At 35.6% G+C, this 17,870-nt stretch carries 12 protein-coding genes; 7 read left to right on the forward strand and 5 right to left on the reverse strand.

The window, feature by feature from the left end; genetic code table 11:
- Positions 1-642: 642 nt before the first annotated feature.
- Positions 643-981 (forward strand): hypothetical protein, encoded by a 339-nt coding sequence (locus HOO91_07450; protein NOU17375.1) that lies wholly within the window; start codon positions 643-645, stop codon positions 979-981.
- A gap of 719 nt (positions 982-1,700) precedes the next feature.
- Here HOO91_07450 and HOO91_07455 read toward each other — a convergent pair.
- Positions 1,701-2,645 carry a hypothetical protein gene (locus tag HOO91_07455; GenBank protein ID NOU17376.1) on the reverse strand — a complete coding sequence of 315 codons (945 nt, stop codon included), beginning with the start codon at positions 2,643-2,645 and terminating at the stop codon, positions 1,701-1,703.
- A 439-nt stretch (positions 2,646-3,084) separates the two neighbouring features.
- On the opposite strand from HOO91_07455, the gene mtaB reads away from it, so the two are divergent.
- The 5 genes from mtaB (at position 3,085) to HOO91_07480 (ending at position 9,086) form a co-directional block, all read left to right on the forward strand.
- Positions 3,085-4,386: a tRNA (N(6)-L-threonylcarbamoyladenosine(37)-C(2))-methylthiotransferase MtaB gene (gene mtaB, locus HOO91_07460; GenBank protein ID NOU17377.1), complete on the forward strand. Its 1,302-nt coding sequence runs from the start codon at positions 3,085-3,087 to the stop codon at positions 4,384-4,386.
- A gap of 173 nt (positions 4,387-4,559) precedes the next feature.
- Positions 4,560-5,354: an inositol monophosphatase gene (locus HOO91_07465; protein ID NOU17378.1), complete on the forward strand. Its 795-nt coding sequence runs from the start codon at positions 4,560-4,562 to the stop codon at positions 5,352-5,354.
- An 8-nt stretch (positions 5,355-5,362) separates the two neighbouring features.
- Positions 5,363-6,256, forward strand: coding sequence for a lysophospholipid acyltransferase family protein (locus HOO91_07470; protein ID NOU17379.1), 894 nt, complete (start codon positions 5,363-5,365; stop codon positions 6,254-6,256).
- A gap of 3 nt (positions 6,257-6,259) precedes the next feature.
- The gene (locus HOO91_07475) at positions 6,260-7,294 is read left to right on the forward strand and encodes a glycosyltransferase family 2 protein (GenBank protein ID NOU17380.1); all 1,035 of its coding nucleotides are present in this window, start codon (positions 6,260-6,262) and stop codon (positions 7,292-7,294) included.
- 103 nt (positions 7,295-7,397) lie between these two features.
- Positions 7,398-9,086 carry an AMP-binding protein gene (locus HOO91_07480; GenBank protein ID NOU17381.1) on the forward strand — a complete coding sequence of 563 codons (1,689 nt, stop codon included), beginning with the start codon at positions 7,398-7,400 and terminating at the stop codon, positions 9,084-9,086.
- Positions 9,087-9,134: 48 nt separating this feature from the next.
- Here the strand turns inward: HOO91_07480 and HOO91_07485 are convergent, their stop codons facing one another.
- From HOO91_07485 to HOO91_07500, 4 genes are all read right to left on the reverse strand, one after another.
- Positions 9,135-9,806 (reverse strand): inorganic pyrophosphatase, encoded by a 672-nt coding sequence (locus HOO91_07485; GenBank protein NOU17382.1) that lies wholly within the window; start codon positions 9,804-9,806, stop codon positions 9,135-9,137.
- Positions 9,807-9,950: 144 nt separating this feature from the next.
- Positions 9,951-11,249, reverse strand: a complete 1,299-nt coding sequence (locus HOO91_07490) for a UDP-N-acetylmuramoyl-tripeptide--D-alanyl-D-alanine ligase (GenBank protein NOU17383.1) — start codon at positions 11,247-11,249, stop codon at positions 9,951-9,953.
- 63 nt (positions 11,250-11,312) lie between these two features.
- Positions 11,313-12,833, reverse strand: a complete 1,521-nt coding sequence (gldJ, locus tag HOO91_07495; GenBank protein ID NOU17384.1) for a gliding motility lipoprotein GldJ — start codon at positions 12,831-12,833, stop codon at positions 11,313-11,315.
- 90 nt (positions 12,834-12,923) lie between these two features.
- Positions 12,924-13,913, reverse strand: a complete 990-nt coding sequence (locus HOO91_07500) for a PorP/SprF family type IX secretion system membrane protein (protein NOU17385.1) — start codon at positions 13,911-13,913, stop codon at positions 12,924-12,926.
- Positions 13,914-14,027: 114 nt separating this feature from the next.
- Here HOO91_07500 and porU point away from each other — a divergent pair, with 114 nt between their 5' ends.
- Positions 14,028-17,858 carry a type IX secretion system sortase PorU gene (gene porU / locus HOO91_07505; protein NOU17386.1) on the forward strand — a complete coding sequence of 1,277 codons (3,831 nt, stop codon included), beginning with the start codon at positions 14,028-14,030 and terminating at the stop codon, positions 17,856-17,858.
- The last annotated feature ends 12 nt before the right edge of the window (positions 17,859-17,870 follow it).

Consider the following 17,870-nt stretch of genomic DNA (forward strand, 5'->3'; position numbering starts at 1 on the left):
AATCTTAAATATAAAACCATCATTAAAAAAATGTTCATTCATTTCTACATCCTTTCAGGTTTGCCAACGCTGAAAGATCTTGCCTAATAGGAAAAAACAGATAGAGTCTAAAAGACCTATCGGCGTTTTGCTTGTAGAATTTCACATCTATTAAGCCTAATGAAAAGGTTTGAATCTTTACTACGCCCACCGGGCAGGACTATTGCGCAATTACACCCTCTTTTTTAAGGAAGCAGGGGGTTTTGGTACAATCTCGTTGCCCTTCTCCTTAACTTCACCCCCTTATCGAGCATCAGAGCAAAGCAATAGCAACCTAACGCTATACATTAATATACTTTACATACCATTATTTACTCCTTACATAATCTTTATTACTCCGTAGATAATTTTTATTATTCTGTAAATATCCTTATTTATACCGTAGATAACTTTACTTACTCTGTTAATATCCTTTATTACTCCATAAATAACCTTTATTACTCAGCAGATATCTTTATTTACTTCGTAGATAATTCTACTTACTCCGTAAATAACCTTACTTATCCCTTACATACCTTTTATATGCTCTTTTATAACATGAAGTATATTTAATATACTATTATATGTATATTTACACCTAAACCAAAGTAAATAGTAACCTAAATGGAAAGTATAGAAGTAATCCCCATGATTCGTAGGGAGATGAAGCGCAAAAATCACACCTTTGCCAGCATTGCCCGCAGCCTTAACATTAAACCCCCATCGGTATTGTTAATGTTCAGGCGGCCTAGCCTACAAGTATCAAAGCTAATCCAAATTTCGAAAACACTTGAGTACAACTTCTTTCGTGAAATTGCCGATAAGCTGCCCTACGCAGAGCCTGCCAATTCAGGAGCAAAGGCAATGGAGAAAGAGAGGGATGAGCTAACCAACCGGGTTAAAGCGCTGGAAATGGAGGTGGCTATTCTTCGGCAAACCATACGCGATATGTCAAGCCATTAGGCAAGACCAAAGACCATAGCTAAAGGTAGTATAATGTTAAAAAGCTCATTCCTCACTTAATTATTGAGTATTACTTTGAGTATTTTGTGACTTCTTTGTGTTTTTCGTGGAATAGCTTTTACACAAAGGTTTTCAAAGTATAATGTTAGAAAATTCATTTCCACTTAATGGTTGGGTACTACTTTGTGGTTTTTTGTGACTTCTTTGTGTTTTTCGTGGAACAGCTATTACACTAAAGACACAAAGTATTACACAAAGTTGCACAAAGGTTTTCTTCTAACTCCTCAAAAAAAGAATAATTTTATCGGGATTATACCCAGAAACTATCTTATTAGCTATTTCCGATATTTTTTCTTTCCAATCATTTGATTCTTTTGATAATGCACAAATTCTTTGGGTGTGTTTGATAGTATATGTTTTTAGTTAGAGTATCCTTTTCTACGACAACTAATGGTTAATCCAATAACCATTAATACTACTAAAAATAGAACTGTGAGGTTTTCCATAATTAATTGGTTTTATGTTGTTTCAAAAGCATTGTCGTCAATAACTATAAGCAATATCATGTCTACGAATGATCCTCTACTCACGTAAAACAAAATTTAGTGGGGAAAACGGCACTTATTAACCATTTAAACCGCCATTACATACTACTTTTGTTGTGTTCAGTACTATTTCTATTTCAAATATCCTATAACAAACCAAGTTTTTTTGAAGTTTTATTTAGTTTTTATTTCAACCCCTGAATAATCAATTCCTTTATAATTGCCAATTATTGGGAAACTCATGGATTGGCCATCTGTTGTACTAATTACCATATCCCCTTTGACTTCTAGCGAGGGAAGTTCACCTTGCCTAGTTAGAGCCGTCAAACTTATTGATTCTTTAGGATTTAGAACTCCGGAGTTATCCCAAGACAGTATTTTTGTACTTTTAGTTGTCCTCTGATAAAATTGTGTTGCACTGACCTTCCATCCAAACTTAGATTCAATCTCTACAACCTCTGGAATTCCTCCTTTAACAGAATATTCACCCCAAACTTCAACACCAACTGTTGTACCCCATGTGTGTTCTATATCTTTTGCTACAGATTTGGCAAAATGCCAATTTATTGGTACTTCCGAATCATTTATAAGTTCATACTTATCTAATGAAACAGGTGCGATACCAAGCGTATCAAAAATTAGGCTCGGATATATTACGTTTATCAACTCCATCTTACTGATTGGTTTTATGAATCTGAAGCCACACTGATCTATGTCAGATCCACAGGTACCCTCTATTCCAACCCAAAGACCAGATCCAGTATTTATAGTAAACTCATCCTTGCCATCACAATGACCAGTATCGAATTTCTTACCATTTGTTGTCTCAAAATAGATCTTCCCAAAACGTTTTCCATTCCCATTCCCCCATAAAGAAAGTTTCTTGATAAACTCCTTTTCCTCAAAAGTAAATTCATAATCTAGATTTCCTTCTGATACTCCAAATTTTTGTATAGTTTCATCAGTAAATACAACCTCAATCGACTTAATCATACGGTGCTTATCAAAAGTACCTTTCCAAATCCTTATTGTTTTTACAAGAGATAACTGTTTACCACTTGCACTGAACGGAGACCCACCGTGACCACCAATTAACAATACTTCTTCATAAATAGACATAATTACCTCCTTTTTTATTTAAAGTCCATATTTTCATTTTTAAAAATCATTATTTGTTGTATTTAAGTTGCATTCCACGTGTCAATAATGTCGAGTACAACAACTCGAAAAATGCAATCAGCTGTATTATTTCGCAAAACCTGAACATTGAAAACCGTTAACTACTTTAATTGTTTCCAGTTCTAAACTCACCATCCCCAAATTTAAAACACCCTTTTGTTCATAAAAACAGGAAACAAGTTAAGCCATTTTATCTTAACACTCAACATTAAATGATAAAAAACAACAATTTAATTTAATGAATTTCATGCTGATGTACAGGTTAAAACTACTCAATCATTATTATCAGCCTTGCTAAACCTCAACCGCCCTTATCGCTTTCTTTCAATTCCATAATTCCAATTTTTCATTGTAAGTTTGCATAATTTTAAATTCAAGAATGGAATCCGCTAAAAGGAGAGTTGCATTTTACACCCTTGGCTGTAAGCTAAATTTTTCCGAAACCTCAACCATTGCCCGTCAATTCGAATCAATGGGTTTTGAGCGTGTTTCGCCCGATACCTCAGCAGATATCTACGTAATTAATACATGCTCCGTAACCGAGCAGGCCGATAAGAAGTGCCGTCAGGCAATTCGGAAGTTTATCACAAAATCGCCCAATGCATTTATCGCCGTTGTGGGTTGCTACGCTCAGCTCAAACCCGATGAAATCGCAAAGCTCGATGGAGTAGATTTAGTGCTGGGTTCATCCGAAAAATTTAATGTTCCACTATATATTGAGCCCAATACAAAAAAGGCCTCCGCAAAGGTTTATAATTGCGATATCGAGGTGCTGCACGATTTCTTCCCAGCCTACTCATCAAACGACCGTACCCGCTCATTCCTTAAAGTACAGGATGGGTGCGACTACCATTGCAGCTACTGCACAATTCCATTGGCACGAGGAGAAAGCAGAAATATGCCAATTGCAAAAATCGTTGAGCAGGCAAAGGAAATCTCTTCAAAAGAAATAAAAGAGGTAATTCTAACAGGCGTGAATACTGGCGATTTTGGAAAATCAACGGGTGAATCATTATTTAACCTAATTGGGGAACTCGAAAAGGTTGATGGGATTGAAAGGTACAGAATATCATCCATTGAGCCGAATCTGATAACCGATGAGATTATCGAATTTGTTTCCAAATCGAAAAAGTTCCTCCCCCACTTCCATATCCCATTGCAATCCGGATCTAATCAAATCCTAGGTTTGATGCATCGACGCTATAAGCGTGAACTCTTTGCCGAACGATTAACCAAAATCAGATCTCTAATCCCTAACGTTTTTATTGGGGTTGATGTGATTGTTGGCTTTCCTGGCGAAACTGATGATTGTTTTAACGATTCGTACACTTTCATCGAATCGCAAAACCCATCGTTCCTGCATATATTCCCCTACTCTGAGCGTCCCAATACTCCTGCCATTGACTTTAGCAATAAGGTAAAATCAATAGATATTAAGCATCGGATGGGTTTGCTAAATGAACTATCGGAAAAACTTCATCGCCAATTCTATTTAGAGAATATTGGAAAAACTCAAGCAGTACTTTTCGAATCCACCCGTAAAGGGGGCATGATGTTTGGGTTTACACAAAACTATATAAAAGTTGAAACATCATTTGATAAACTGTTAGTTGGTAAAATTGTTGATGTTAAGATGGTTGGAATTAATTCTGATGGGAATATGGAGGTGGAAATATTGTAAGTAATGTTTTGATAAATAATTAACCAATATTGTTGGTTATGATTAAAACGGAAGATTTAAGAACAAGGATTAACGATTTTTGATTTCAGAAGTTTTACTAAATCGTTAATCCTTGTTCGTAAATCAATTCTTTAAAAATTAAATAGCAATTAGATTGAATTAAAAATACTAACATGAACCTTGAAAAGATTTGCGAACAGGTAGTAGTAATTTCAGAAAGTACAGGGCTTTTCATCAAAGATGAGCTAAAAACTTTTTCGCAGAAAAATATTGAAATAAAAGGGAATCACGACTTTGTATCATACGTTGATAAAACAGCCGAAAATCAAATAGTATCTAGCCTATCGAAAATACTCCCCAATTCAGGATTTATTGCAGAGGAGGGCACAGGAAAGCCTTCTACTGATGGGTTAAACTGGGTTATAGACCCACTCGATGGAACAACCAACTATATTCATGGATTATCACCTTTTGCGATAAGCATTGCTCTTATGCAGGGAGATGAGGTGATACTTGGAGTAGTTCATGAAATCAGCCTAAAAGAATCATTCTGGGCATACCAAGGAAGTAAAGCCTACTTAAACGGCAATCCCATTCATGTTTCGAATGTTGATACTATAAGCGGCTCACTAATTTCAACAGGATTTCCTTATTATGATTACAGCAGAATCGCTCCATTTTTCAAAACAATGGAGTATCTTATGCGTAATTCGCATGGTATTCGCCGATTAGGCTCAGCCGCTACCGATCTTGCCTACGTTGCATGTGGAAGGTTTGAGGCTTTTTACGAGTACAGCCTTCAACCATGGGATGTTGCGGCTGGAACTTTAATTGTTCAGCAAGCAGGTGGAAGGGTGAGTGATTTTTCTGGCAAAAAAAATTATATTTTTGGGAAAGAAATTATTGCCACAAATTCTTGCGTTTATAATGAATTTCAAGGAGTTGTTGGAAATTATATGATTAAGTAATTCGACAAATGGGAAAAATAGCTTTTTATCTCTTTTTTATTATTACCCGAATAATGACTCTTTTGCCATTAAAGGGAATGTTTGTTATTTCTGACATTGCTCGTTTATTCATATACCATATATTTAGGTATCGGGTTAAAACGGTTAGAACCAACCTAAGAAACTCCTTCCCAGAGAAATCATCGAAGGAACTTAAAAGAATTGAAAAAGCCTTTTACAAACACCTCTGTGATTTGTTTATTGAAACTATTTATATCCTACATGCAAATAAAAAGGATTTTATTAAAATGTGTAAATTCAATAACATTGAACTTTTTTACGATTTTTACGATAAGGGCAAAAGTGTTATTGTAGCCACAGGACACTATTCAAATTGGGAATTACTCGGTTTATTCGCCTATCATAATAAGCATTTTACAATAGGTATTTATAAACCTATGAAAAACAAATATTTCGAAAAATTTCTAAATAGTTCCCGTGAGAGGTTTGGTGCAGCCTCTGTTCCAATGCAGGATACCCTTCGTGCGGCAATTAAATGCACAAACGAAAAGCGATTGTTTTTTCTAGGGTTGGTTTGCGACCAGACCCCAAGCGATATTCACTACTGGACAACCTTCCTAAATCAGGACACTCCTGTATTTCTTGGGGTAGAAAAGATATCACGCAAACTCAATCAACCTGTTATTTTCTGTAGCATGAGAAAAGTAGCAAGAGGGAGATACGAGGTTGAACTTGAAACCCTTTGCGCAGAACCATTGCAAACCAAACCCTACGAGATAACCGAAATGCATGTTCATGCCCTAGAAAAGTTGATCTATGAGGCTCCCGAATATTGGCTCTGGTCACATCGCAGATGGAAACACCGAAAACCTGCCGATTACAAACATGAACAAACAGTTTAACGGATGCAAAAAGCTGCAGTAGTAATACTAAACTGGAATGGTGAGAAATTTGTAAAGAAATTTTTACCCGGAGTTGTTACCAATACAATTACCCCTAATATTGATATTGTAGTTGCCGATAATGGTTCAACGGATGAATCGATATCATATATTGAAAGCGATCACCCTAACGTTAAGATTATTAGGCTAGATAAAAATTATGGTTTTGCATCGGGGTATAATTTAGCCCTTAAACAAATTGAAGCAGAGTACTACGTTCTTCTTAACTCCGATGTTGATGTGCCCCAAGGATGGTTGAATCCACTGATTCAATTCATGGATAAAAATCCACAGGCAGCAGCCTGTATGCCAAAAATCCTCGATTACAACAATCCTTCTCACTTTGAATACGCTGGTGCTGCGGGAGGTTTTATCGATTATCTTGGATACCCCTTTTGCCGAGGTAGAATATTATCATGTATTGAAGAGGATAAAGGCCAATATGATAATCCCCTGGAGATTTTCTGGGCAAGTGGTGCTTGCTTGTTCATCCGATCAAAAGCATACTGGGAAGCCAATGGGCTTGATGATGATTTCTTTGCGCACATGGAGGAGATTGATCTTTGTTGGAGATTAACAAACTCTGGTTATTCTATTTGGTGCATACCCAATTCCAAGGTTTATCATGTTGGTGGGGGTACATTACCAAATAATAATCCAAGAAAACTTTACTACAATTATAGGAACAGTCTATTTATGCTATATAAAAACCTCCCTAAAAGCAAACTGTTCTCAACAATACTAATAAGGTTGATTTTAGATGGATTATCAGCAGTCGCCTATCTTATAAATGGCAAATTCAGCTTTTTTAAAGCGGTATTTTCAGCTCATTGTGATTATTGGAAAAGCATTGGAATCCTTAGAAATAAAAGAAATATTACAAACTTGAATAGAGTCCGTAATGGCAGTAAAATCCTACACAAATCCGTGCTACTAAACTTTTTCTTACTCAAAAAGAAAACCTTTAACTCGTATTCCTCGTTAGATATTAAACTGTAACCTCTGAATTGAACTCTATTCAAAATGGTTTATTTGTAAATTAAATTCTTAATTTTGCCCCTTGTTTTGTGTGGATTCGAATCGCTAATTTTATTTCTTCAGAATGATAATTCCTAATAAATTAACATTAAGGGATTTAATTGTACGATCTCAGAAAGATTTCCCCCTAAGACCTGCATTATCCTTTGTTGGCGAAACACCGTTAACGTATAGTGATTTAGCAAATATTGTTCGTAATATTTCTGGAATGCTATTAGCATTGGGGATTGAAAAAGGTGATCGAGTAGCTATTCTAGGTGAGAATAGCCCCAATTGGGGTGCTTCCTATTTTGCAATCACTTCAATTGGAGCAATTGCAGTTCCCATTCTTACAGATTTTTCTGAAATTGAAATTGAAAATATTTTAGAGCACAGCGAAGCAAAAGCAATCTTTGTTTCTTCCAAATTCTATTCAAAAATAAATGCCGATAGATTAAAGAAAACTAGTTCAGTTATACTTCTTAATACTGTTGAGGTTATTGATGAATCCCCTTCTAATGATAACCTTTTAGGCTATATAAGACCCTCGTCCATACTTAATCCAACCCTTAATAGTATCGAATTTCCTATTCCAGAGGAGGATGAATTAGCAGTCATATTATACACATCCGGTACAACAGGTCGTTCAAAAGGGGTTATGTTATCACATAAAAACCTAGTTTCTAATCTTATTTCAACATTAGGTATTCAAAGCATAAACCCTAAAGATAGGTTTCTTTCCGTTCTTCCCCTTTCACACACCTATGAATGTACAATTGGATTTTTGTTACCATTATATTGCGGCGCAACTGTATACTATCTAAGTAAGCCTCCTACAGCAGCAGTTCTTATACCTGCAATGCAGACCGTTAAGCCAACAATGATACTTACAGTACCCTTAATTATTGAAAAAATTTACAGAAGTAAAATATATCCAGAATTAACGTCATCACCTTTAAAGAAGTATTTTTTTGGTTTAACACCCACCCGAAAACTAATGCATAGGATTGCTGCCAAAAAATTACACAAAACCTTTGGAGGAAAACTTCATTTCTTTGGCGTAGGTGGTGCAAAGCTATCGCATGAGGTTGAACAGTTTCTTAGCGAAGGACGATTCCCTTACTCCATTGGGTATGGAATGACTGAAGCATCTCCATTGATTAGTGGCTGCACACCCAAAATTACTGGATTTCGTCAGGCAGGTTATTGCTTACCAGGACAAGAACTAAGAATTGATAATCCTAATGCTGAAAATGGTGAGGGTGAAATCCATGTTCGTGGAGCAAATGTAATGGTTGGCTACTATAAGGAACCCCTTTTAACAACAGAAATGTTTACCGATGATGGTTGGTTAAAAACGGGAGATCTTGGGGTTCTAAATTCAAAAGGGTATATTGAACTTAAGGGGCGTTTAAAAAATATGATTCTTGGCCCAAGCGGGGAAAATATTTACCCAGAAGAAATTGAGGATGTAATCAATAATCATGACTTAGTTTCTGAATCATTGGTGTATGAGCTAAAAGGGAAACTAGTTGCAAGGGTTCATCTAAACTATGAAGCTCTTGAGAGCAGGTATAGTCATCTTCGCGATGCTGCAATAACTTTACAACAGGAAATAGATTTAGTAATTGATGAAATGTTGGAAGAGATTAGAATTTATGTTAACTCAAGAGTCTCTAACTTCTCAAAGGTCAACCTTGTAGTTGTTCAGGTTGAACCATTTGAGAAAACACCAACTCAAAAAATTAAGAGATATCTCTACACTAAGAATTAGTGTAGAAGATTTGAATAGATTAAAGAATCGAAATCCAAGAAATTCAACTTAGATTTTAAGCATCGATTCTAGGTTGAAAAAGCGGTCAGTATAGTCTTCCATAGAACGACGAATAAGATCGTGAGCTTCTTCAATCCCATAAATATGAGTAATCTCGCATCTTCTCTTTTCACCGGGAAGATCCTTATATGTAAGAAAGTAATGCTTTAGCCTATCAATAACCAACGGAGGACAATCCTTAATATCCTTATAATCCCCATATACTGCGTCCTTATTAAGAACAGCGATTAGTTTATCATCAGCTTCATTATTGTCAATCATTCTAAAACCACCTATGGGTCTTGCTTTCACAATAATATCTCCGTGGGTAATATCTTTTTCTGTAAGTATACAAATATCTATGGGATCATTATCCCCCTTAATACTATCATTACCCGTTTTCTCGCGAGCTACCGCTGCTACTTTATCGCCAGAATAAGTTTGTGGAAGAAATCCATAAAGAGCAGGAACAACGTTCGAATATTTTTGAGGTCTATCTAACCTCAAATAACCCGAAACTTTATCAACCTCATACTTAACAGTATCCGTAGGAACAACCTCAATGAAACAAGTAACAATCTCAGGAGCTTCTTCACCTATATCTATACCATGCCATGGATGGGATTTATAGCGTAATCCCATAAGTTTACCTACAATAGGATCCATAATCATGTTATTCATCTTTGCCATCTTAATTTGCTTTAATTATTTGTGTAATGTTTATCCGTAAAAATTCATATTCACTAAGGTATAACTCAGCATGCAAAGGTAACCCTGCAATTACGTAATTGTTCACATTAAAAGAAGTATTTTAAAACAATAGACTTATAGCCTTTCCATTACTCTTTCAAGTTTTACGCCCCTTGAACCTTTAAGCAGAATTAATGAATTATGAATAGGGTGAACTTTTAGGTATTGTGCACACGATTCAGAGTCAGGAAAGTACAAGTAATCTTTGGCCTCATTCTTAAACCCTTTGCCTACAAATATTGCCAAATAAAAACCACTCGATTTAACCAACTCAGCCACCCGTTTATGTTCTTCCGCTGCATAGTCCCCCAATTCAAGCATCTCTCCAATTATTGCTACTTTTTGATTATCATTATACGAAGAAAAATTCCTAATTGAGACTTCCATACTAGATGGATTTGCATTATATGCATCGAGGATTACTGTGTTATAATCAGTCTTTACAAGTTGAGATCTACTATTCGATGGAGTATAACCTTCAATGGCCTCCTTTATCATTTCCAATGGAATACCCATAAACTGCCCCACTGTTATTGCAGCAAGTACATTCTCAAAATTATAGCTACCAACTAATGATGTTTGAATTTTAAAGGGCTCACCATTTTCTGCTAATTTAACTTTTATGCAGAGATATGGACTAGGAGCATTGGTGTCTATAGAAATTACACCCAAATCTTTAGCATAAGGTATTGAATAACCCTTCAAACCATATAGGTTTATTATATCATTCAAATGCTCATTATTTGGGTTATAAAAAATGTACCCCTTATGCTCAGCAATATATTGGTATAGTTCTCCTTTTGTCTGCTTAACTCCCTCAAATGAACCAAAGCCTTCCAAATGCGCTCTTCCTATATTAGTAATAATTCCATAATCTGGCATAGCAATAGTTGAAAGTTGCTTAATCTCACCCGGATGGTTAGCTCCCATCTCAACAACTGCAATATCAATTTCTTTAGTTAACGAAAGTAAAGTTAATGGGACCCCAATATGGTTATTCAAATTGCCCTTAGTAGCGTAAATACTGTATTTTTTCGACAAAACGCTGTTAACCAGTTCTTTGGTTGTTGTTTTCCCATTACTACCAGTAATGGCTAAAACTTTTACTCCAAGTGATTTTCTATGTAGGGTCGAAAGATTTTGAAAAGTTTCAAGTACATTCTCAACACAAATACATCTATCATCAGCAATTTGATGATCGTCAACAATTGCTGCAACACAACCTTGATTTACAGCATCAACTGCAAACCTATTCCCATCAAAATTATCTCCTTTGAGTGCAAAAAAGATTGATCCCTTTTGCACATGCCGACTATCAGTGGTGACTAAAGGATTAGTAAGGAATATTTGGTATATTTTTTCTAATGTACTCATCCGGGTTCAAATAAAGAAACCTCACTTTTAATGAGGTTTCCTTTATGCTATAGTTATAAAAAACTAGCGTTCTGATTGTGACTGTTTACCTACAGCTTCCATTGCACAGCGGAAACCTAAATCGTTTGTTGATGAAGCCTCATCCAAGAACCTTCTGGTACCTGGACTCATCCAGTAAGCTCTATCCTTCCAAGAGCCCCCTTTGTAAACTCGAACATGGTCATTAACAAGGGAGGTCATCCCATCATTTGCTCTATCCTGACGTTTGGTTTCTCCTTGATAGTACATCCTATTTGAAGAATTATCCTTAGTTGAAGATTCCTCATAAAAATTTGTACTAGAAGCTAAATCACCATCCTTATAATTGATGTAATATGCTTTATTATAATTTCTTCTATTCGCAGCTTCCTCCTCTGTAACATCACGGTATTTTAATCGTCCAAGACTATCCTTTTGAACAAGAGTTCCATCATCATTAGTAGCCAAGGTTTTAAAGACATTTCCACGGAAAGGTCTAAACTCGTCCATATCTTCGAAACTCAATGGGCGGTATACATCAAGTACCCATTCGTTTACATTTCCAGCCATACAATAAAGCCCATAATCGTTAGGCCAATATGACTTAACTTCACCTGGAATTGGATTATCATCATTAAGACGACCAGCAGTACCCATGTAGTCACCACGACTACGAACGAAGTTTGCCATCATCTGACCGCGTTCCTTCATTGCTGGGTTTCTTATCGTATGACCGTTCCAAGGATATATTTTTCGTTCAACCATTCTCTCTTCGTAAGTATTGCCAACCAAGCCTAATGCTGCAAATTCCCATTCGGCTTCTAAGGGTAATCGATATTTTGGAAGCAGTATACCATCTTCGAACATTACCTTTCTACCTTCAGTTTCATCAGGTTTTAAACTTGGAAGATTTTTCTTAACCGTTCCAGTATACTGATTAGCAAGATATGCATCAGTATTAAAATTATCATTATCCTTTTGGTTAAGTTCTAACTCAAGTATTCCCTTATTAACAAGGAGCATCTCATTTACTCTATCGGTACGCCACAAACAATAGTCATTGGCTTGCAACCAGTTAACTCCAACCACTGGATACTCATTATAAGCTGGATGTCTAAAATAATTCGACACAAAAGGTTCATTGTATCCAAGAGGAGTCCTCCATACAAGTGTATCAGGCAATGCTTTTTTAGCAACCTGTGGATATGAGGTGTAAACTCTTTTTAACCAGTAGACATACTCTCTCCAATCAACATTTCGAATCTCTGTTTCATCCATATAGAATGATGCAACTGTTACACGACGTGGAACCGCATTCCAATCATACATAAGATCCTGCTCCACACGCCCCATAATAAATGTACCACCCTCAACAAAAACCAATCCTGGTCCAGTTGTAGGTTGGTAGTTAGTTACAACCTCAAAGCCTCCGGTATTAGGATCATTATAACTCCAACCAGTGGTTGAAGAATCTGATTTTCCACCGCCTCCTCCAAACATACTGCAGGAAGTCATACCTGAAATACCAACGAAGGCAAACACTAATAATTTATACTTTAAGCTCATAGCCTCAATTTTTTCCTATGATTTCGATAGTAATTTAAATTCAAATATATTAATTATTTATCTCAATGCTACTATGTATAACGTAAAAAACTAAAATTTCGGACATTTTATGTAACGAAATTTTCTTTTCCCTTTCTTATACTCAAAATTCCATCCAAAAGTTACCTCATGTGTAGATGTGGCTAATCCTCTAAATCCTTTGTCATAAATGCCAAAATCATAGCTGTATCCAAATCTAAATTGGTCATTTGAATACCCTCCCGTTAAAATAAAGGTATGACTTTTAAGATCAAGGTTTTCTCTTAGCCACATTCCTGCTACTAATTGAAAGCGTGTGAAGTAAAAACCAATATTTAACTGTTGAAATTTCTGTTGACGAATATAAATTATATTAGGTGAAAATAAAAGTTTCTGTTTAAATCGATACCATTTGTAGAGATTAAACTCACAACCTAAGTGTGCAGTATACTTTCGGGGTAAATATGCCGTTTGTCCTCCTAGACTAGCCTCTACTGGTTGTAATAGGTGATGAACGGCTATTCCTCCATAAAAAATATCCCAATCTCCAGCAAGACCAACGCCAAAATCATACATTAATGAAGTTTTACCAGAAAGACCGGAGTTACCAACAACATTTCCATTGGGATCAATCATATCTGGAAACACTAAATTTGATAAGTTCTGGTTCTTTAGTATTAAACTTGTTTGTATTCCTCCTCTTAGATGAGAATTAAAGTTAGTTTGAACACCATAAGCATATATAAAATCTACAGAGGTTCTTTGCAAAATGCCATTTGACTGTACATCGTTTATTAAATTTATACCAGCACCACTTTTAATACTTTGAATGGTTTGATCATAACTAACTCCATATGTTGTGTACGGAGTTCTTGCGCCCATCCATTGATTACGATAAACCAAGCCCAACCTAATGTGCTTACTTGCACCTGCATATGCTGGGTTTAAATATAAATGATTGAAAAAGAGCTGAGAGAAACTGGGATCTTGAGCATAGAGTCGTATATTTGATACCACGACAATTAGAACTATCAATGCTATCCTATTTAAACCCTTTGACATTTAATCCTCTTGTAGAATAAATAATAATAACCCTTGCACATCGTTTTTATTGTGCTAGAGAAAAGCGTTTAAAGGTAAAATAAAGTTTTGTTTATTTGCAAAAAATAACATTAGATGATTAGTAAATATAAGCTTATTATTTTAATTCCAATTTACATTTCATTGAATATCAGCGCACAAAGTTTTCAACGAGATATCAACTGGAATTTTCAACAGACGAGTAACAAGAATCAAAATCTCACCATTGATTGTGGGTATCTATTTTTTGAAAATGCGGTTTTTGATGATCACGAAACAATGATACCCTCCTATTTCGAATTGTTTCCTATCTCTTCGTCAATAAATAGTATTGAACAGCTAAAAATTGCAATTGTAAATTCTCAATATTCCAAACTTACAGATCTTGAGTTAAAAAAAATTAAGAGTGTTAAAAAGATAGGTTTGCTAAAGCCCTTTTTCAGTGTTCAACAATCACGAAAACAGAATTTTTTAGCCGCAACTATTCCTGCCGTTAGGGTGAATTCCAATGGAGAATTTGAAAAGTTGCATTCATTTACATTAAGTATAGAGGAATCCAACTATTCAAAACCTCAAAACATATTAAAGGCACTAATAAAAACCTCGTCGGTATTGAGCAATGGCAAATGGGTAAAGGTAAAAATTGGTGCAACGGGTGTTTATAAACTTACCTTCTCCGAACTTGTTTCATACGGGCTTTCAAATGTCGAAAACGTGAGCGTTTGGGGGAACGGTGGCAGCAAGCTACCATATATGAATAACGTTAGTTCTCCAGATGATCTTGAACAAATACCTATTATTATTGAGAAAGGTGCTGATGGCATTTTCAATCAAGGGGATTATATCCTATTCTACGCCGAAGGGCCATTGACATGGAAATACGAAGAGGTAAACATTTTTTTTATGCATGAGATTCATCCTTACTCAAAAGAGATAAACTATTTTCTAACAACCGACTATAACTCTCCAAAAAGAATACCTGATATCATAAGCACATCAAGCCCATCTACCTATCAAACAAATCATTACGATGAACTTGTTGCATTTGAAAAAAATGACACAAACCTTATTAAATCTGGTCGTGATTGGTATGGGGAGTCTTTTGACATTTACACAACACAGAACTTTAATACAAAATTGAATAACCAAGAACTAGGAAGTTCAGTAAAAATTAGAACAAGGCTAAGTGCTCGTTCTTCATCAACTAGCGACTACAATATTTTAGTAAATAGCGTAAATCTTGGAAACATTCAACTGGATGGAGTAAATGTAGGTGATGAACAGTCAGATTTTATTTCGGTTAAACAGCAAGATTTTACAACTCCCGCTCCCACTGGAAATCTAATAGTAACTTTAACATACAACAAACCAAGCCCAGCAGCAAATGGATGGCTCGATTATATAACAGTAAACTCTCGTCAATTATTAAAGTATCAGGGGAGTCAATTAATTTTCAGGGACACCAAATCTAAGGGTGTTGATGCTGTAACACAGTTCAACGTTCAAAACACTCCAAATACACTACGTATTTGGGATATTTCAAATATCCATTTCCCTAGCAGTATAGTTTATTCTTCAGGTAGCGGAAATGCAATTTTCACCCTACCAACGGATTCACTAAGACAATTTATTGCTTTTGAAGACGATAAAGCATATTCAGTCTCGCTGGTTGGTGATGTGCCAAACCAAAACCTTCATGGTTCTTCTCATTCGGATATGATTATTGTTGTACATCCTTCTTTGTTAGATCAGGCATTAGAACTTGCTGAAATTCATCGAACAAATGATGGTTTATCTGTGCAGGTAGTAACAACCGATCAGGTGTATAACGAGTTTTCATCTGGCAATCGTGATGTTTCGGCTATTCGAAACCTTATGCGAATGTTCTATAAGCGTTCAACAGGATCGGTAGATATGCCACGTTATCTCTTACTATTTGGTGATGGTTCATACGATAATATTTCCGATAAAAAAGGGAATACTAATTTAATACCAACCTACCAATCCAATGAGTCGATTAACAAAACTAGCTCATTTGTAACCGATGATTTCTTTGGACTATTGGACGATAATGAGGGTGGAGCTATTGGCTTGTTAGATATTGGCATTGGCAGATTTCCTGCATCTAATACGGAGCAGTCCAATGTGATTCTTAACAAGATTAAACAATACCATAACCAATCATCATTAGGGGATTGGAATAATCAGCTTTGTTTTATTGGTGATGATGAGGATGGAAATATTCACATGACAGATGCAAATACATTGGCTGATTATGTGAAAGTAAATCACTCAATTTATAATGTTCAAAAAATATTTTTTGATGCCTACCATCAAGAATCCACACCAACTGGTGATAGGTATCCAGATGTTACGCTAGCAATAAGCAACAAGGTAAATAGTGGCGCATTAATTGTAAACTATACAGGACATGGAAATGAGCAGTGGCTTGCCCATGAAAAGGTACTCATGCTTGACGATGTAAGATCGTGGAGAAATTTTCAGAAACTCCCTTTATTCGTCACTGCAACCTGTGAATTTAGTCGCTTTGACGATTATAATCTAATATCAACCGGAGAATCAATTCTATTAACTCCAAATGGAGGAGGTATAGGATTACTCTCAACCACACGCTTGGTATATTCTAGTCCTAATTTTACTCTAAATTACAATTTCTTTCAAACCGTATTCTCTGAGGTGTCAAAAAAATCAGTTTCATCAACCAACGATAATCATTATAGATTAGGGGATATTGTAAGAATAACCAAAAATATTTCAGGTACTGGAAATAATAAGCGAAATTTTATGCTCCTTGGCGATCCTGCATTAATGCTAAAATATCCAACATACGATATTGCTATTACCAGCATTAACAACGCCCCTATTGCAACTTTAAGCGACACATTAAAGGCATTAAGTAAAGTTAAAATAGTTGGCAAAATAACCAATCACAGTACTACTGAAACAGTGAATTTTAATGGAATAACATCGTTAACGCTATACGATAAAGAAAAAACAATAAAAACCCTTAGTAATGATGGTGGTCTCCCAATGGAATTTAAAGTTCGCGACAATATCATTTACAGAGGAAATGTAACAGTAAAAGATGGGCTTTTCGATATAAACTGCATTATTCCCAAAGATATAAATTACCGTGTAGGAACTGGCAGGATTAGTCTTTTTGCAACTAATGGCAGTGAGGCAGGTGCTGGTTACAATCAAACAATTCTAATTGGAGGAATAAATAGCAATCCATACTCAGATGATAAAGGACCTGTGATCAGCATCTATTTGAATGATTCAAAATTCGTATCAGGTGGAATTTCTGATTCAAACCCAAAACTTATCGTTGACCTAATTGATAGCAGCGGAATCAATACTACAGGTACTGGGATTGGTCACGATTTAATTGCAACTATTTACAGTAATGATGAAAAAAATATCATCCTGAACGATTACTATAAGGCTGATAATGACAGTTATCAAAGAGGCAAGGCGGAATTTCAACTTACTAATCTAAATGCTGGCTCCAATAAAATAAAAATTAAAGCATGGGATTCATATAATAATAGTTCGGAGAGTGAAATCTCATTTCTTGTTACAAATGATGATAAACTTATGATAAGTCATCTACTAAACTATCCCAACCCATTCACAGATAATACCGCATTTTACTTTGAACATAATCAACCCTTTACCGATCTAAATATCCTGATTCAAATCTACAGCCCATCAGGTAAACTAGTAAAAACCATTCATCATCAGGAATCAACAGCGAGTGGTTTTCGAATTGGACCAATACAATGGGATGGAAAAGATGATTTTGGATCCAGAATTGGTAGAGGTGTGTACTTTTATCGATTAAGAGTCATAACATCAAATGGAAAATCTGCCGAGCAACAACAAAAAATGGTTTTGCTCAAATAATAAAATCTTTTC

The organism is Bacteroidales bacterium, assembly GCA_013141385.1.
Taxonomy (GTDB): domain Bacteria; phylum Bacteroidota; class Bacteroidia; order Bacteroidales; family Tenuifilaceae; genus UBA8529.